Annotated in this window: 16 protein-coding genes; 10 read left to right on the forward strand and 6 right to left on the reverse strand. The window is 66.3% G+C overall.

Annotation, left to right across the window (positions count from 1 at the left end):
• Positions 1-26: 26 nt before the first annotated feature.
• Together R2N03_RS08600 and R2N03_RS08605 are read right to left on the reverse strand one after the other, a co-directional pair.
• On the reverse strand, positions 27-2,378 hold the full coding sequence (locus R2N03_RS08600; protein WP_012430768.1) for a heavy metal translocating P-type ATPase: 2,352 nt from the start codon (positions 2,376-2,378) through the stop codon (positions 27-29).
• A 51-nt stretch (positions 2,379-2,429) separates the two neighbouring features.
• Complete coding sequence (locus R2N03_RS08605) at positions 2,430-2,978, reverse strand: RBBP9/YdeN family alpha/beta hydrolase (protein ID WP_012430769.1); 549 nt, start codon at positions 2,976-2,978, stop codon at positions 2,430-2,432.
• A gap of 189 nt (positions 2,979-3,167) precedes the next feature.
• Here R2N03_RS08605 and R2N03_RS08610 point away from each other — a divergent pair, with 189 nt between their 5' ends.
• The 7 genes from R2N03_RS08610 (at position 3,168) to R2N03_RS08640 (ending at position 9,251) form a co-directional block, all read left to right on the forward strand.
• Positions 3,168-4,466, forward strand: a complete 1,299-nt coding sequence (locus R2N03_RS08610) for a CitMHS family transporter (RefSeq protein ID WP_012430770.1) — start codon at positions 3,168-3,170, stop codon at positions 4,464-4,466.
• Between the two features lie 4 nt (positions 4,467-4,470).
• Positions 4,471-5,826, forward strand: a complete 1,356-nt coding sequence (locus R2N03_RS08615) for an acyclic terpene utilization AtuA family protein (RefSeq protein WP_012430771.1) — start codon at positions 4,471-4,473, stop codon at positions 5,824-5,826.
• A 1-nt stretch (position 5,827) separates the two neighbouring features.
• Positions 5,828-6,148, forward strand: a complete 321-nt coding sequence (locus R2N03_RS08620; RefSeq protein WP_012430772.1) for an AtuA-related protein — start codon at positions 5,828-5,830, stop codon at positions 6,146-6,148.
• Between the two features lie 26 nt (positions 6,149-6,174).
• Positions 6,175-7,074 (forward strand): LysR family transcriptional regulator, encoded by a 900-nt coding sequence (locus R2N03_RS08625; protein WP_316657241.1) that lies wholly within the window; start codon positions 6,175-6,177, stop codon positions 7,072-7,074.
• A gap of 93 nt (positions 7,075-7,167) precedes the next feature.
• A complete protein-coding gene (locus R2N03_RS08630) occupies positions 7,168-7,635 on the forward strand; it encodes a universal stress protein (RefSeq protein ID WP_316657242.1) in 468 nt (155 codons plus the stop codon).
• Positions 7,636-7,748: 113 nt separating this feature from the next.
• The gene (locus R2N03_RS08635; RefSeq protein ID WP_316657243.1) at positions 7,749-8,192 is read left to right on the forward strand and encodes a nuclear transport factor 2 family protein; all 444 of its coding nucleotides are present in this window, start codon (positions 7,749-7,751) and stop codon (positions 8,190-8,192) included.
• Between the two features lie 54 nt (positions 8,193-8,246).
• Positions 8,247-9,251, forward strand: a complete 1,005-nt coding sequence (locus tag R2N03_RS08640) for an NAD(P)H-dependent flavin oxidoreductase (protein ID WP_316657244.1) — start codon at positions 8,247-8,249, stop codon at positions 9,249-9,251.
• 4 nt (positions 9,252-9,255) lie between these two features.
• Here R2N03_RS08640 and R2N03_RS08645 read toward each other — a convergent pair whose 3' ends face one another.
• The 3 genes from R2N03_RS08645 to R2N03_RS08655 all read right to left on the reverse strand — a co-directional run bounded on the left by R2N03_RS08645 (position 9,256) and on the right by R2N03_RS08655 (position 12,098).
• Entirely contained in the window at positions 9,256-9,795 is a 540-nt protein-coding gene (locus R2N03_RS08645; protein ID WP_316657245.1) for a PadR family transcriptional regulator, read from the reverse strand.
• 421 nt (positions 9,796-10,216) lie between these two features.
• Positions 10,217-10,639: a hypothetical protein gene (locus tag R2N03_RS08650; RefSeq protein ID WP_012430778.1), complete on the reverse strand. Its 423-nt coding sequence runs from the start codon at positions 10,637-10,639 to the stop codon at positions 10,217-10,219.
• Positions 10,640-10,835: 196 nt separating this feature from the next.
• Positions 10,836-12,098 (reverse strand): serine hydrolase domain-containing protein, encoded by a 1,263-nt coding sequence (locus R2N03_RS08655; protein ID WP_316657246.1) that lies wholly within the window; start codon positions 12,096-12,098, stop codon positions 10,836-10,838.
• Between the two features lie 338 nt (positions 12,099-12,436).
• Here R2N03_RS08655 and R2N03_RS08660 point away from each other — a divergent pair, with 338 nt between their 5' ends.
• Positions 12,437-13,354 carry a LysR family transcriptional regulator gene (locus R2N03_RS08660; protein ID WP_012430780.1) on the forward strand — a complete coding sequence of 306 codons (918 nt, stop codon included), beginning with the start codon at positions 12,437-12,439 and terminating at the stop codon, positions 13,352-13,354.
• Between the two features lie 233 nt (positions 13,355-13,587).
• Here R2N03_RS08660 and R2N03_RS08665 read toward each other — a convergent pair whose 3' ends face one another.
• Entirely contained in the window at positions 13,588-14,658 is a 1,071-nt protein-coding gene (locus R2N03_RS08665; protein WP_316657247.1) for an NAD(P)H-dependent flavin oxidoreductase, read from the reverse strand.
• A gap of 149 nt (positions 14,659-14,807) precedes the next feature.
• On the opposite strand from R2N03_RS08665, the gene R2N03_RS08670 reads away from it, so the two are divergent.
• Together R2N03_RS08670 and R2N03_RS08675 are read left to right on the forward strand one after the other, a co-directional pair.
• Positions 14,808-15,386 carry a CGNR zinc finger domain-containing protein gene (locus R2N03_RS08670; RefSeq protein ID WP_316657248.1) on the forward strand — a complete coding sequence of 193 codons (579 nt, stop codon included), beginning with the start codon at positions 14,808-14,810 and terminating at the stop codon, positions 15,384-15,386.
• Between the two features lie 108 nt (positions 15,387-15,494).
• Positions 15,495-16,259 carry an SDR family NAD(P)-dependent oxidoreductase gene (locus tag R2N03_RS08675; protein WP_316657249.1) on the forward strand — a complete coding sequence of 255 codons (765 nt, stop codon included), beginning with the start codon at positions 15,495-15,497 and terminating at the stop codon, positions 16,257-16,259.
• Positions 16,260-16,362 lie beyond the last annotated feature (103 nt).

Below are 16,362 nucleotides of genomic sequence, written 5' to 3' on the forward strand. Positions count from 1 at the left end.
GCGCCCAGGCAGAAGCGGCCGAGCGATCACGCAGCGCGGGTGCGCATCACCCGCAGCCCGTTGAAGACGACCAGCAGGCTTGCGCCCACATCGGCGAAGATCGCCATCCACAGCGTAGCCTCGCCCATCACCGCGAGCGCGAGGAACACAGCCTTGATGCCCAGCGCCAGGGCAATGTTCTGACGCAGCACCGCAACCGTGCGACGGCTGATGCGGATGAAGCTCGCGAGCTTGCGCGGGTCGTCGTCCATGATGGCGACATCGGCGGCTTCGAGCGCCGTTGCGGTACCGGCCGCGCCCATGGCAAAGCCAATATCGGCACGCGCAAGCGCCGGTGCGTCGTTGATGCCATCGCCCACCATGCCGACGGAACCATGCTGCGCGGCAAGTTCCCCAACCACGCGCTGCTTGTCTTCGGGCAGCTGTTCTGCGCGCACCTGATCGATACCGACCGTCCTGGCGATCGCCTGCGCCGCGCGGCGGTCATCCCCGGTAATCATGACAGGCAGCACGCCCAGCGCGCGCAAATCGGCGATGGCCTGGGCACTTTCCGGGCGCTCGCGGTCGCGCACGCCGAACAAGGCCACGGCGCCGCCTGCATCGCACAGCGTGACGGCGGACATGCCCTCGGCCTGCAGCCGATCGGCCGCCGCGCGCCAGGCCGACGTATCGAAGCCGCGGTCTGCCACGAGGGCCGCGTTCCCAAGATGCCAGCGCACGCCGCCGAGCGTGCCGGCCACACCATGACCAGGCAGCACGGAAAGGTCTTGGATGGCGCCTGCCGCGACCGCGCCGTGTGCGGCTGCGGCCTGCACGATCGCCACCGCAATCGGGTGTGTCGTGTTGGCGTCCAGCGCTGCAGCCACCGCAAGCGCGCGCAGGTGTGCCGCGTCCGTCGTTGCATGCAGTTCAGCGACGGCTCGGCGCGAACCGTCCGGCAGCATCACGGCGTCAAGCACGGGGCGCCCTGTGGTGAGCGTGCCGGTCTTGTCAAGCGCCAGCGCGCGCAGGCGCCTGCCACTCTCCAGATAGACGCCACCCTTGACGACGATGCCACGCCGCGCAGCCGCAGCCAGGCCGCTCACGACCGTCACGGGTGTGGAAATGACCAGCGCGCACGGGCAGGCAATCACCAGCAGCACGAGCGCGCGGTACGTCCACGCCAGCCAGCCTTCGGTAGTGACCAGCGGCCCGATGACGGCAACCGCCAGCGCCAGCACCATCATCGCCGGCGTGTAGATGGACGAAAACCGGTCGACAAAGCGCTGCGTGGGCGCGCGCTGCGCCTGCGCTTGCTGGATGGCGCCGGCAATACGGGCAAGCGTACTGTCGGCCGCCACGGCCGTGGCCTGCGCCTCGATCACGCCATCGGTGACGATGGTGCCGGCGAGGACGATGTCGCCAATGGTCTTCTCCACTGGCAGGCTCTCGCCGGTCACGGGGGATTCGTCGAGCGCCGCACGGCCGCTGACAATGCGCGCGTCGACCGGCACGCGGCTGCCCGTCCGCACACGCAGGCGCGCGCCGATGCCGACTGCTTCAACCGCCACGTCGCGCCATCCGCCATTGCCGTCAGCCAGTTCTGCAGTGTCGGGCGCAATGGCGGTGAGCGCGCGCACTGCATCGCGGGCGCGCACGAGCGCACGGGCCTCGATGGCCTCCGCCACGGCAAACAGGAAGATCACCATGGCCGCCTCGGCCCACTTGCCGATCAGCAGCGCGCCGATCACGGCCACCGCCATCAGGAAGTTGATGTTGAACGTGAGCGCGCGCAAGGCAATCCAGCCCTTGCGCAGCGTCGGGCCGCCGGCCAGCGCGATGGAGGCCAGCGCCAAGGCCAGCACCGGCCATGCATGATCACCCAGCGACCAGGCGATGACCTCGGCGCCAAACGCGGCCACGCCGCCCGCGCCCAGCAGCCACGTGCGGCGCGAGATGCCGGCAGGTTCCGCAGGCGCGGCGGCAGCGCGATCGTGCGCTTCCAGCACCTCGCCACCCATGCCGATGGCGCGCAATGCTTCGAGGAAGGGCGTCACGTCATCTACGGTGTGATGGATGGTGAGATGGCGCTCCAGCAGGTTGAACTCCAGCGCGACCACACCCTCGGCGCTGCCCAGCTTGGTGCGGATCATGCGCTCCTCGGTCGGGCAGTCCATCTGCTCGATGCGCACGGTCGTGCGGCCGCTGGCCCTGGCGCGTGCGGCGGCATCAACAGGCGCATCCGCTTCGTGCGCGTGGTTGTGATCGTGGTCATGAGCATGACGGGAGGTGTCTGTCGCAACCAACTGATAGTGGACGCAGCACCCACCACAGCCGGACGTTTCCGGCTTGGCGGCATGGTCGCGGGAAGGCAGGGAGGGGGCGTGATCCGGTTTCATGCCTCCATTCAAAACCCTGAAGAAGCTCCAGGGTCAAGCCTGCCTTTCCTTTCAGGTGGGGCTTTTGGTCCACTTGGCAACAATGGCGCGCGCTTCCGGCCAGTCGCCCAGGCCCGATTCCGCGTTGATATGGCCGCGCGCACCCAGATCGATGGGCTGGGCGCCCCACACGTCAGCCTGATGGCGGCTCCACGCGGCATCGCTGAACGGATCGTTGCCACTGAAAATGAGCGTGGCCGGAAACGGCAGGCGCCGCTGCGGCACCGGGCGGAAATCGGCCAGTTCCGGCGGCGCGTCAGCGCGGTCAAGCTGCGGCGGGGCGACCAGCAGGGCACCGCGTACGCGGCCCGTGTGAGCGGACACCGCCGCCCAATGCGCGGTCAGCATGCAGCCCAGACTGTGCGCCACCAGCACGACGTCGCCCGGCGCGGCCGCAACGGCCGCATCGAGAGCCGCGACCCAGTCGGCACGCTTGGGGGTGAACCATTCACGCTGCTGCACTCGACGGTCGCCATGCCGCCGCTCCCAGCGGGATTGCCAATGTTCAGGGCCGGAGTTCTGCCAGCCGGGCAGGATCAGGACGGTCGCAGGGGCGCTCATGTGACGTTGGATCGGGCATCGAAAACGCGACAGATTCTGCCGCCATTCGGCGAGCCATGCCGGAGCCATTCATTCAACAATCCAATCAATCGATCCAAATATTCTGTTTCACAGGCAGATCGCCAACTTCTACAGTCGCTCCTAAATCCCGCCAACAGGGGTTCCGAATCCAAAAACTCGGAGGAGACCATGCTCGCACTGCTCGGGCTGCTGACCATCGTCGCGCTGTTTGTCGTCATCCTGACGAAGCGCATGTCACCGCTGGTCGCGCTCATTGCCATTCCCGTCATCGCCGCGCTCGTGGGCGGCTTCGGGCTCAACACCAGCAAGTTCATCATCGGCGGCATCAAGGACGTCGCGCCCGTGGCGGGGATGTTCATCTTCGCCATCCTGTACTTCGGCATCGTCACCGACGCCGGCATGCTGGACCCGATCATCGACCGCATCCTGCGCACTGTGGGCAGCCGCCCGCCGCGCATCGTGGTGGGCTCGGCGCTGCTGGCCCTCCTGATTCACCTGGACGGCTCGGGCGCGGTGGCGTTTCTGATCACCATTCCGGCCATGCTGCCGCTGTATGACCGGCTGGGCATGGACCGCCGCATCCTGGCGTGCGTGACGTCGATGGCCTGCGGCGTGAACTTCCTGCCGTGGACCGGGCCAATGATTCGCGCATCCGCATCCCTGCACATGCCCGTCACGGACATCTTCAACCCGCTGATCCCGGTGCAGATTGCGGGGCTCGTTTTTGTGTTTGCGTGCGCATGGCTGCTGGGCAAGCGTGAAGAAAAACGCCTGGGCCTCACCAACCACGCTGGTGGCGCGCAAGTCGTCGCGCGCCCGCTGTCAGATGCGGAACAAGCGCTGCGCCGCCCGCGCAATTTCTGGATCAACATCATCCTCACCGTCGTCGTGATGGGCGTGATGGTGAGCGGTAAGGTCGACCCGGTGGTGATGTTCATGCTGGGCGTCGTGGCTGCGTTGCTGATCAACTACCCCAACGTCGATCAGCAACGCCAACGCGTGGACGCCCACGCCAAGGCCGCATTGATGATGGCGAGCATTCTGCTGGCTGCCGGCGTGTTCACCGGCATCATGAGCAAGTCCGGCATGCTCACGGCGATGGCGAAGACGGCGGTCGACTTCATTCCGTCCGGCATGGCACACCACATTCCGGTGGTGCTGGGGGTGCTGTCGATGCCGCTGTCGCTGTTGTTCGATCCGGATTCGTTCTACTTCGGTGTGCTGCCGGTTGTGGCAGAAGCCTCGAAGATGCTGGGGGTTGCACCGGTGCATGTGGCGCAGGCCGCCGTGCTTGGCCAGATGACTACCGGCTTCCCGGTCAGCCCGCTCACGCCGGCGACCTTCCTCGTGGTGGGCCTGTGCGGCATCGAGCTGGCCGACCACCAGAAATTCTCGATCCCCTTCCTGTTCGGTGCCTCGCTGCTGATGACCGCAGTGGCCGTGGTGCTGGGCGTGCTTCCGTGGTGATGGCATGAAGACCGTGTTGAAAACACTCCGCATCGGCGGCGGCGCCGGTTATTCGGGCGACCGCATCGAACCGGCGCTGGAACTCGCAGAGCACGGCGACATCGACGTGCTGATGTTCGAATGCCTGGCCGAGCGCACCATCGCGCTGGCGCAGCAGGTGCGCCGCAAAGACCCGTCGCATGGCTACGACCCGCTGCTCGAAGCGCGCATGCGTGCCGTGCTGCCAGCGTGCGCAGCGCGCGGCATCCGCATCGTCACCAACATGGGCGCGGCCAACCCGCAGGCGGCGGCGGAGCGCACGCGCGACATCGCCCGCGAGCTGGGCCTGAAGCTGCGCGTGGCGGCCGTGACCGGCGACGATGTGTTCGACCTTCTGCAAGCCCGCGGCCAGGACTTCACGCTGATGGATGGCGGCGCACCGGTCGCATCGCTGCACGCGCGCATGGTGTCGGCCAATGCGTATCTCGGTGCGCAAGGCATTGTCGATGCGCTGGCGCAAGGCGCGGACGTCGTCATCACCGGACGCGTGGCCGATCCGGCGCTCGCGCTCGGGCCGCTCGTCCACGCCTTTGGATGGCGCATGGACGATTGGCACCGCCTGGGCTGCGGCACGCTTGCCGGGCATTTGCTCGAATGCGCGGGGCAAATCACCGGCGGCTACTTTGCCGACCCCGGCATCAAGGACGTACCCGACCTTGCGCGCCTGGGCTTTCCGATTGGCGAAGTGGGTGAAGACGGCTCGGTGCTCATCACCAAAGTCGCCACGGCTGGCGGCCTCGTCACCGAAGCCACGTGCAAGGAACAGTTGCTGTACGAGATCCATGACCCGGCGCGGTATCTGACACCTGACGTGGTCGCGGACTTCTCCAACGTGCGCATGCACAGCGGCGGCAAAGACCGCGTCGTCATTGAAGGCGCCACCGGCACACCGCGCACGGGCCAGTTGAAGGTCTCCATCGGCTATCTCGACAGCTATATCGGCGAAGGCCAGATCAGCTATGCCGGCCCCAACGCGGTGGCGCGCGGCAAGCTGGCGCTCGACATCGTGCGCGAGCGATTGGCGCTGACCGGCGTGCAGACGACGGAGGCGCGCTTCGAGCTGATCGGCGTGGATGCGCTGCACGGTGCAGCCCTTTCCCGCACCGATGCCGAACCGTACGAAGTGCGCGTGCGCGTGGCCGCGCGCACCGAGTCGATGGCCGAAGCCGTGCGCATCGGCAACGAAGTCGAAACCCTGCTGACGTGCGGCCCGTCCGGCGGCGGCGGCGCGACCAAGAGCGCGCGCGAGATCATCGCCGTGGCGTCGACGTTGATTCCCGCTGAACTCGCCCCACACGCCGTACACATTCTGGAGAGCTGACATGCCCCGCACCCTCCGCGACCTCGCCCACACACGCGCCGGCGACAAGGGCGACATCTCGTGCATCTCCGTCATCGCACTTCGTCCGGAATGCGCCGAAGACTTCGCCGTGCTCGAACAACACGTCACGGTCGAACGCGTGCGCGCGCATTTCGCTGACCTCGTCCGCGGCGATGTCGAGCGCTACGTGCTGCCCCAGCTCGGCGCGCTCAACTTCGTGCTGCACGGTGCGTTGGCCGGCGGTGTGACACGCTCGCTGGCGCTGGATGCGCATGGCAAGTCGCTGTCCAGCGCGCTGCTCACGCTGGAGATTCCCGGCTAAGCTGGCGCACCACGCCCGCCATCGCCATGAACCTTTCCGTCAAGCAGCTCCGCGCCTTCGCCGCGCTACGCGAGCACAAGAACTTCACGCAGGCGGCACAGACGTGTCACCTGTCGCAGTCGGCCTTCAGCGCGCTCATTCAGAACCTGGAGGCCGACGCAGGCGTGCGCCTGTTCGACCGCAATACGCGCCATGTTGAACTGACGCCCGAGGGCGAAGCCTTTGCAGAATCTGCGCTGCGGCTGCTGGCCGATTTCGAGGCGACGTTTTCCGAGCTGCGCGATCGCGCCGCAGCCCGCACGGGGCGCGTAACGGTGACCGCCTTGCCGTCAATCGCGGCGGGCATTCTGCCGGGCGTGCTGGCCGCGTTCTCTGCACAGCATCCGGGCATTCAACTGGCGCTGCACGATCAACTGTCGGACCCGTGCATCGACATGGTCCGGCGCGGGTCGGCGGACTTCGCCATTGCGGCCATGGGCGCCGACATGGCGGGCCTGACCGCGCAACCGTTCTGCACCGACGACTTCCACCTCGTCTGCCACCAGGATCACCCGCTGGCGCGCAAGCCGGCGCTGGCCGTGGGCGACCTGGTCGACACGCCGTTCATCCACCTCGCGCGCAACACGAGCATCCGGCAATATCTGGATGCGGCGCTGCACCCGACCAAGCTGCGCAGCGGCATGGAAGTCGAACACCTGGCCACGGCGGCCGCGCTGGTGGCGGCCAACCTGGGCATCACCGTCATTCCCGCGCTGGCGCTGTTCCAGTTCCGTTTGCCGGCGCTGGCGGTGCGGCCGCTGCCGCTGCCTGGGCTCGTGCGCACGCTGTATGTCATCCGGCGCGACGGGCGCAGCCTGTCGGTGGCGGCGCAAGGGCTGCTCGACTTGCTGCTGGCGCACCCAGCGCGCACTGCCGCATCGGTTTGATGCGGAGCAACCCGGGCACACCCGGGGTGCAGCCTTGCCCACTTGCGCTGCTACAGTGACGCCATTCTCATTCCGATCCTGCGGAGCGCCCCTATGCATCAACGCATTCTTGCCGCCTTCGACGGCACCCACGAAGCCCATCTGGCAGTCGAGGAAGCTGCCGCCCTCGCCCGCGCCTTCAATGGCCGCGTCCGGGTCGTCTGGGCGATCGGCTCACCCAACATGCCGGAGTCGCGCGAAATCTACAGCGTCGACAAGTTACGCGAAGAGGCGCATCGCACAGCCAGCGCTTCACTGGTCGAACTCCAGCGCCAGTTCGACGCGGAAGGCACGGTTGCAGAAACCGGCGTGCTGATGCTCGAAGCAACCGACGACGACATCGGTAGCGCCCTCGAACACGAAGCCGTGCGCTGGCAGGCCGACACCATTGTGGTCGGCTCGCAAGGCAAGCACGGCCTTGCGCGCATCCTGCTCGGCAGCGTGGCCGAACGCACCGTGAAACTGTCGCATCGCACGGTCATCGTGGTGCGCGCACAGCACACCGATCAGCCTGCTGGCTGAGCGCCTTTGGGTTCGAATCGGCACACTATGCAACCTGTTGCATAGCACTAGGTGCTGTGCTATGTTGCCCCCACACTGATGCAACTTGTTGCATTTCCCGTGGAGGAGACACCGTGACCCAGCCCATTCCCGCCGCTCTGCCCGCCTCGTCGCAGGCCACGCTCAACGCGTGGCACGCCATGCTCGAGAGCGGCAACATGGACGCGCTCGACGAGCTGTTCGCCGATGAGGTCGTGTTCCGCTCCCCGGTGGCGCACACGCCGTATCCGGGGCGCGCGGCAACCACGCTGGTGCTGCGCACCGTCAACACCGTCTTTGAAGACTTCAAATACCACCGCAGCTTCGCCACCGACGATGGCGCCAGCGTGGTGCTCGAGTTCAGTGCCAATGTGAGCGGCAAGGCTCTCAAGGGCATCGATATGATCCGCTTCAACGCCGCTGGCAAAATCGTCGAGTTCGAAGTCATGGTCCGCCCTGCCACTGGCTTGCAGGCGCTTGGCGCGGCCATGGGCGCCAAGCTGGGCGACAAGCTCGGTCTGCTCAAGGCCGGTGCCTGAACAGCCTTCCCCGATTCCCGTTCCGATTCCATACCAAGACCAACGGAGACTGTCATGTCGCTCCCGCCGATCCTGAAAAACCGCCTGTCCGTGCCCGTGGTGGGCTCGCCGCTGTTCATCATTTCCAACCCTGACCTCGTGATCGCGCAGTGCAAGGCGGGCGTGGTCGGCTCGTTCCCGGCGCTGAATGCGCGCCCGGCAGAGCTGCTGGAGACCTGGCTGCAGCGCATTACCACGGAGCTGGCCGAATACGACGCGCAGCACCCCGACAAGCCGTCGGCACCGTTTGCCGTCAACCAGATCGTGCACAAGTCGAACGACCGCCTGGAGCACGACCTGGAGCTGTGCGTGAAGTACAAGGTGCCCATCGTCATCACCTCGCTGGGCGCGCGTGAAGACGTGAACCAGGCGGTGCACAGCTACGGTGGCATCGTGCTGCACGATGTCATCAACAACAAATTTGCCAAGAAGGCGATCGAGAAAGGCGCGGATGGCCTGATCGCGGTGGCGGCGGGCGCGGGCGGCCATGCGGGCACGACCTCGCCGTTTGCGCTGATCCACGAAATTCGCGAATGGTTTGACGGTCCGCTGCTGCTGTCGGGCGCCATCGCCAACGGCAATGCGATCCTGGCAGCATTGGCAGCGGGTGCGGACCTGGCCTACGTCGGATCCGCATTCATCGCCACCGAAGAAGCCAACGCGGTGGAAGGCTACAAGCAGGCGATCGTGGAAAGCACCGCCAGCGATATCGTCTACACGAACCTGTTCACCGGCGTGCACGGCAACTACCTGCGCAAGAGCATCGAAGGCGCCGGCCTGGACCCGGACGCGCTTCCGGAATCCGACCCGAGCAAGATGAACTTCGGCTCGGGCGGCGGCGCCAAGGCCAAGGCATGGAAAGACATCTGGGGCGCCGGCCAGGGCGTGGGCGCGGTCAAGCGCGTGGTGCCGGCAGCGGAGCTCGTCAAGCGCTTTGCTGAAGAGTTTGAAGTGGCACGCCGCCGCCTGGGCAATATCGAGGCGCTGCGCGCCCCGGCAGGCGATAAGGCAACCGCCTGAATCGTCAGGCCGTCGTTACCGAGGCTGGCTCCAGCAACGGCAGCACTTCGCCTGCCCACGCGAGCCAGCCTTCTTCATAGACGATGCCGCGCTGAAGCACCGCGTGCCGCAGCCGCTGCGCGCGCGTGAGATCCGCACCGGAGAAATCGCGTTCCTCGATCTCGCGGAAGGTGTTCAGGCGCGTGCGATGCTGCGTGATCAGACGCTGCATCTCGTCGGCAAAACCGAGCGGGCCGATCACCGCCTCGGCGCGCAGCTTCACCAGCACTTCTTCGCGGTTGTCCGACGATACCGTCGGCTCCAGCACCCACCGCGCAAGCTCGTCCCGGCCGGGCGGCAAGACGGTGTAGGTCTTCTTGCGGCTGTCTTCCTCTTCTTCCGCGCTTACCCAGCCGGCCTCTGCCATGCGGCCAAGCTCGCGGTAGATCTGCTGATGCGTGGCGCTCCAGAAATAGCCCATCGATTTGTCAAAGCGGCGGGCAAGCTCGTAGCCGGACGAGGGCTTTTCAAGCAGGGATGTGAGCAGCGCGTGTTGGATGGACATAAGCCAGGAAGTGGCACAAGTCCTGTTTCTGCAAAGAGAAGGCAGCGATGTTCGCCAGAATTCCCAGACGCAAGGAACAAGGGCTTGCAGGGCAAGTAGAGTCAATGGGCCGGGACGGGGTTTTGAACACCATCGCCAGAACCGATCCACGAACTTTACAGAACAGTGACGAGCAGGTCATGCATTGTTTGTTGCCTTGGCCAGGCATCAAGTCATGCGGATGCCCGTGGCTATGCCTATTGCGTTCTGGCGCGAAGGCAAAGTCGAGGCCATGGCAAGCGAGCCAATGAATCCATCCCGCCCCTCCTGAATGACGCGTTCTGTTCTGCCTGCAACGGCGTCAAACCATGTGCGGCAAGGCAGGCGCATCCCGTCGGCGTGAAAGAGACCCGCCCCCCTGCGGGACCATTCTGACGAACGACTAGCGCTGCACGCACGCTTCGGTGCCGTAGTTGCCGCCCTTGAATTCGGGTTCAAAGTAGAACTTCTTGAAGCTCCACTTGCCTTGCTTTTTGCGGAACGATGCGATGCCCGTGCCGTAATCCTTCGTGGCCTGGTCAGTCAGCGCGAAATGGATGGCCATCTGGGTGCCATTGGAGGCCGCTTCCCCCGGATACGCGCCATAGCCGGGCACCTCGAGCTTGAAGCGGTAGGCACCGTAGCTTGCCGTGCTCTGTTCGCGCACCAGTTCGAGGGTCACCGTGCCGGTGTACGCGCCTTCGTGCGCGTCCATCCCCTTGCAGGTGTAGACGCCGCTCAGGTCGGGACCGGTGAAGGCGGGGGCTGCGATGGCGGTAGCAGCCCCGACTGACAGCAAAACAAGGACGACCGTCTTCTTCAACATCGGATGGACTCCCGCAGAACCTTTTTGATGAATGGGAGTTCAATTTTATCTGGCCTCGAAGATGCCCACAGTCCGCATGGGTCGGCACGCGGTCCTGGCAACCTGCCCGCCTCCGTGAGCCTGAAGACACGCACCGGCGTCGCCGATCGCGGTGACGTGCCCTCCCCTCGTCCGAACCGGGCCGCAGCGGCGACGCTCAGCGCGCGCCCCCCTCCGACTCCGTGATCGCGCTGTAGACCAACGTACGCAGTTGCCGGCGTACCGGGTACGCCGATGACGGCAACACCTGCGTCAGGAACAGGCCGATCAGGTCTTCCCGTGGGTCGACCCAGAAGAACGTGCCAGCCGCACCGCCCCAGAAGAAATCGCCCGTGCTGCCCGGGATCAGGGTTGCCGGCTGTGCCACCGTGGTCGCAAAGCCGAGCCCGAATCCGACGCCGTCGTAAGCGGCTTCGCTGAACATGGAGTGCCGCGACATGCTGGAGATGTCCGCCCCGCCGGGCAGGTGGTTGGCGGTCATCAGCTCCAGCGTCTTCGGACCCAGCAGGCGCACGCCATCGAGCTCACCGCCTTGCAGCAGCATGCGAGCAAAGCGCAGGTAATCTGCTGCGGTGGACACGAGGCCGCCCCCGCCCGAAACAAAGCTTGGCGGCTTGAGGTAGACACTGGTGCGCGGATCGTCCTGCAAGGCCGGCCGCTCGGCCACCACCTTCGAGCCGAGCGACCCGACGGCGTAGCAGGCGCACAGGCGTGATGCCTTCTCTTCCGGCACGTAGAAGGCCGTATCGACCATGCCCAGCGGATCGAATATCCGTTCCTTCAGGAAGGTCTCGAACGGCATGCCGCTGATCTTGCCGACCAGATAGCCGAGCACGTCGGTGGAGACGGAGTAGTTCCACGCCTCGCCGGGCGAGAACTCCAGCGGCAAGCCCGCGAGCTTGTCGATCATGTCGTCGAGCGTGCCGGCGGTGGCGATGTCACCGAGTTTCAGCCGGCGATATGCCGCGTCGATGTTGGTGTTCTGGTGAAAGCCGTAAGTCAGGCCCGAGGTATGGCGCAGCAGGTCGACCATGCGCATCGGCCGCGCCGCCGGGCTCGTCTGGAAGCTCTCCATGAAGCCGCCCGCATACACGCCCAGGTTTTGCCATGCCGGGATGAATTTGCTGACGGGGTCATCGAGTGCGACCTTGCATTCCTCCACCAGCATCATGAACGCGACCGACGTGATGGGCTTGGTCATCGAGTAGATGCGGAAGATCGCATCCTCGGTCAGCGGCACCTGGCGCTCGCGGTCGGCCTGACCGAGCACGGCGTTCAGCACCCGCTCGCCACGCCGCCAGACCTGGACGAGGGCACCCGGCAGTTTGCCGGGTGCGATGTACGCATCGTCGATGAAACGGCCGACCCGATCGAGCCGATCGCGGGACATGCCCTGCGCCTGCCCACGTTTCATATCCATGCCTTCTCCTTGCTTGCATGCCCACACCGAGGGCGGGGTGTACGACTTCGATCCGGCCCGCGTGCTTCTGCATCGCGCCTGCCGGCCCAGGACAATGTGGATGGGAGGGGCGCTTGGGGCCACACCCGCCCTTGCTCCCTCCTTTTTTACCCGCCGCATGATGGTACTCACAGCGGCAAGGTTGCGCCTGCGGTGCGCGGGCGGCAATCCTGATTTTCCTGTGTTGGCAGGGTGAGGCGGGTGCCCCATCGCATGGGCCCTTTCGAGCCGCACGCGGGGTCCACCGCGATACCGCGCAGCTATGCTTCAATCGCGGATCATCTGCAACCCCATCCGCCATGAAGCGCTTTGACGACCTGTACCTTTTTACGCGCGTGGTAGAGGCCGGCGGCTTTTCCGCTGCCGAGCGCGCCACCGGCATCCCCAAGTCGCGCCTGAGCCGCCGCGTTGCCGAGCTCGAGACGCAACTCGGTACGCGGCTGCTGCACCGCTCGAGCCATCGCGTGTCGGTTACGCCGGTGGGGGAAGCGGTCTATCGGCATGCGCGCGAGATGGCCGATGCCTCCGCTGCCATCGAAGCGCTGGCGGGCGCCGCACGCAGCGAGCCGGCCGGTGTGCTGCGGGTCGGCACATCGCCATTGCTGGCCGAAACGCTGCTCGCCCGCTGGCTGGCCGAGTTTGCCGACTCCCATCCGAAGCTGCGCATCGAGCTGGATCTGTCCAACACCTATGTCGACCTGATCGAGCAGCGCATCGATGTGGCCATCCGCGCGGCAACGGGGCCGCTGCCCTCGCGCGAGGTGGTGGCGCGCCACCTGGCGGTCTCGCCGCGCGTATTGGTGGCAAGCCCCGCCCTGGTCGCACGGGTGGGTGAGCCGGCTACGCCTGCCGACCTGGAAAACACCCCGTGCCTCGGCCAGGGCGCGCTCACGCGTTGCCGCGACTGGGTGCTGCTCGACGCGCGCGGTCACCGCATGGTGTTGCCGATTCGGCCCCGCTTTGCCGCCGACAACCTCCTCGCGCTGCGCGAGGCTGCCATTGCGGGGCTCGGGCTTGCCATCCTGCCGCAACACTGCTGCCACGCGGCGCTTGGCGAGGGCCGCCTGCGCACAGTCCTGCCGGGATGGACGCCCGAGCCGGCCGACCTGCACGCGTTGTATCCATCGCGCACGGGCGTCCCCCCTTCCGTAAAGGCGCTCGTCGCATTCCTGCGCGAGCGCTTCGCGGCTGAAGCCACCATGCGGCCGATCGCCTGAGACGCCTTCTTGTTTCGACGTGCGGCCCCGTAAATCGAGCATGCGCGCACCGCCCTACGTGATGCGTCTCCAGATCAGGCTTTGGGAATAGCTCCCGCGTCACAAGTAACCTGGTAAATATATTTTCCAAGTTACATGATATTTTCATATTGTTCGCATTCCGTTCTGTGATGCAAAACGGAACGGGCACGCCGCCTGGCGTGCCCGCGCGGGAAACGACGCCCCCGGACAACTCAGGTAAGCCGTTCCAGCGCCTGCGTGGCGATGCGCCGCGTGATGGCCTCGGCGGAGTCTTCGGTGGCGAATCGGCCTGCCTGCCCGGACCACAGATTGATGAAATCGCCCGAGCCCGCGGGTTCGGTCTTGGCACGCAAGGGCGCCAGCGCCCCACCCGCGGTAGGGAAAGCCGGCGCAAGCGGGCTCATCGGCCCGATCTCGCGCATCAGCCGGTTCACGATGCCGCGCGCCGGCCGCCCGCTAAAGAGATTGGTGAGGGCTGTATCCGCATCGGTCGCCCGCTTCAGTGCAGCACGGTGAATGGCCGACGTCTTTGCCTCGGGCGACAGCAGGTAAGCCGTGCCGATCTGCGCAGCCGATGCGCCCAGCGCGAACGCGGCCACCACGCCGCGCGCGTCGCCAATACCGCCGGCGGCAATGATCGGCACCTTCACGGCGTCGGCGACCTGCGGCACGAGCGCAAAGGTGCCCACCTGCGATTCGATCGTCTTGGCGAGGAACATGCCGCGGTGCCCGCCGGCTTCGTTGCCCATGGCGATGATGGCGTCCACTCCACGCGCTTCCAGCCAACGGGCTTCCTCCACGGTCGTAGCGGCTGAGAGGATCTTTGCGCCGGTCGCCTTCACCCGCGCCTGCAATTCGGGAGTCGGCAGGCCGAAGTGGAAACTCACGACTTCGGGCTTCAGTTCTTCCACCAGCGCACAGGTGGTCTCGTCGAACGGCGCGCGGTTGGCAGTCGGCGCCTGTGTGGCCGGGTCGATCCCGAACTCGGCGTAATACGGTGCGAGGTGGGCGCGCCATTTGGCCTCGCGCTCTGCATCGGGCTGCGGCGGCGTATGGCAGAAGAAGTTCAGGTTGACGGGGGCGCGCACGGCTGCCCGAAACTGCTCGACCTGCTGGCGAATCTGCTCCGCGTTCAGCATGGCGCACGGCAACGAACCGAGCCCACCGGCCCGCGCCACGGCAATGGCCAGTTCGACACCGGCCGCGCCGGCCATCGGTCCCAGCACGATGGGCACTTCGATGTTGAACAACTTCAGCACGCGGGCATCGGGCCATGCGCTCATGATCGTCTCCAGCAGGGAACCTTGAATGCCACATGGTAATTCGAGGGCCCGTCCGACGGGTTTTCGGCGCGCGTGTCACCACCACCATCTAACTGTTATAACGACCTTGACGGGTTACAGTCGCGTATCCAGATTCTTTGCGACACGCCATGCCCGCCACCGCATCCCGGGAGATTCCCCCGCTGATCGCCGATCATCCGGTGCTCGACATGCTCAACACCGTGGCCAACGCCAATGGCCAGCCGCACGATTGCTGGCAGACCGATGCCGATGTCTCTGACTGGCTGATACGCGCTGGCTGGCTTGCCGAGCCGCTGGCGGGGCGTTATCCACCGGGCGTGCTGCTGGCTGTGGCGCGCCATCTGCGCGAGGTGACCCGCATGCTGGTTGAGGCGCGCAAGGCCGGCCGCGCCGCCAACGCGGACGCGATCAACGTGCTCCTGCGCCAGGCGCCAAGCCATCCGGTGCTGGTGTGGAACGACAAGACGCCACGCGTGGAGCGCCTGCGCCCGGCCGATTCGGTCGAGCAGTGCCTCGCCCCGCTGGCCGAGGCGGCAGCCCACCTGCTGGCCGAGGGGGATTTCGGGCTCGTGCGCATGTGCGAACACCCGGAATGCACGCGGTGGTTCTACGACCGCACGAAGTCGCACAAGCGCCGCTGGTGCAGCATGGCCGTCTGCGGCAATCGACATAAAGTGGCGGAATACCGCAGGCGCCAGCAAGGCTGACAGGTCGTTCCACCACTGGAACGCCGCGTCGCTGCGGCCACCGCTGCGCACGGTCCGCGCGATTCGTAACCTGTTCTCCCGAAACCTTCACTCATTCAGGAGAACACCATGTCGCCAACCCCATCTGCCATCGCACTGCGCCTGTCGGGCCGCACCGCCATCGTCACCGGAGGCTCGCGCGGTATCGGCGCTGCGGTCGCGCGTCGTCTCGCGGCAGATGGCGCACGCGTGGCGGTGGTCTATCGCAGCAAGCAGGAAGAGGCGGACGCGGTGGTCCAGTCCATTCGCGCAACGGGTGCGCACGCCATTGCCGTGCAGGCCGATGTGAGCGACGCCGCGTCGGTCGACGCGATGACGGGCACCGTGCGCGAGGCCTTCGGCGCCATCGACATCCTCGTCAACAACGCCGGCATCCTGGAAAACCAACCGGTGGGCAGCATCGATCTGGCCTCGTTCGACGTGCAGTTCCGGACCAACGCGTTCTCCACCATTCTTGTCACGCAGGCGGTCCTGCCGCACGTGCCGGCGCCCGGCGGGCGCATCGTCAACGTGTCGTCCAGCCTCGTGTATCGGCCGCGTGCCGGGCTGGCGGTCTATGCGGCCAGCAAGGCCGCCGTGGGCGCGCTGACGCATGCCTTTGCCGTGGAACTCGGACCTCGCAACATCACCGTCAACGCCGTGGCACCGGCACTGACGCGCACCGACATGACGGCGCCGATTCCCGATGAAGTGAAGGCCCGCATGCGCGACTCGACGCCGCTCGGCCGCCTCGCGGAGCCCGGGGACATTGCCGGCGCGGTGGCCTTCCTCGCCTCGGACGATGCCCGCTGGATCACCGGCCGCACGCTGATGACCGACGGTGGCTTCATCTGAGCAGTACGACGAGGACGCATGGCGCACCGTCATCACGCAGCCCCCCCTGGAAGGCGGCCAAGCACTTGACGGCCAGGTCTTCGGACCCGCCAGCCGTCTGGGT

This window comes from Ralstonia condita, assembly GCF_958405655.1.
Classification (GTDB): Bacteria; Pseudomonadota; Gammaproteobacteria; order Burkholderiales; family Burkholderiaceae; genus Ralstonia; species Ralstonia condita.